Genomic DNA, 886 nt, shown 5'->3' with positions numbered 1-886 from the left:
TTGTTGGACATGATGCCAAGCTGCAGTGCCAACTGCCGTTTGATTGAAGGATCGGCGCCCTTGTAGAAGATCTTCTTGAAATCACCGTAGGAAAGGCAGTCCACCAGCATCCAGATGGGCGGCAGCGGATCGCGGTAGGTGCTCTTGAAATGCTTAAGCTGTGGCAGCGAAGATCTCTGATAGTCCTTGGCTATGCCGGCAATCGCACTCTTATGCTCTTCGGTGCTGAGTCCAGGCAGACCGGCAGGCTCAAGGTAACCGAACGGACCCGTTGCTTTGGCAAGTTCAGCAGCCATATAGCTTTTGAGAAAGACCTCGATGCTGACGATGCCATCGAAGACGATGTTACGTAGTTCCTGGTCGAATACGTACCGTTCCCAAATGGGATCCCAAGCAGTCTTCAGAAGAAAGGGCAACTTTCGTTTACTGCTACCCGCCATAGGAGTAAGGAAAGGATACCAGTAGCCCTTGAGGCGATAATAGCCTACCAACTCCAAACGATCCGCAAGGTCCTGCACGCTGATGCCTGTCAACCCGTTATCCAGAAGCAGTTGGGCCAGGTCTGCAGAGTCGCGGTAAGGATGGCTGGGGTATGGGGGCAACTTGGTTGCAGTTGTGAATCCCATGTGCCCTCCGGGTAAAAAAATACCGCCATAGTATGCGTTCCACCCCGAAAGGCAGTAGAGGCAGTGGCGGCTTCTAACAGCACTAACTTTACATCGTGCTGGCGCCGAACGCAAAACTTCAAGACTCGATTGCCGCTCAGAGCTAAGGCTGAGCGTACACGGCACTCAACGAGATGACATCTCGGGCCAGACCCAGGGCGGTGGATTTGATTATGACCCTCTACCAGGCTCCCGCAGTTGTCCTGGGTACGCTCCTTTGT

The 886-nt window shown here is 53.6% G+C and carries 1 protein-coding gene; it reads right to left on the bottom strand.

Going from position 1 to position 886, the window contains the following annotated elements; genetic code table 11:
* Positions 1–626 (bottom strand): Abi family protein (locus J3U06_RS09295; RefSeq protein WP_267444989.1); only part of this gene is annotated, 626 nt, incomplete at its 3' end.
* Positions 627–886: the final 260 nt, after the last annotated feature.

Origin of the sequence: Bifidobacterium sp. B4142 (assembly GCF_026537325.1) — a bacterium.
Classification (GTDB): domain Bacteria; phylum Actinomycetota; class Actinomycetes; order Actinomycetales; family Bifidobacteriaceae; genus Bombiscardovia.
Note: the sequence above shows the minus strand (reverse complement) of the source record. Positions and strands in the feature narration are given on the sequence as shown.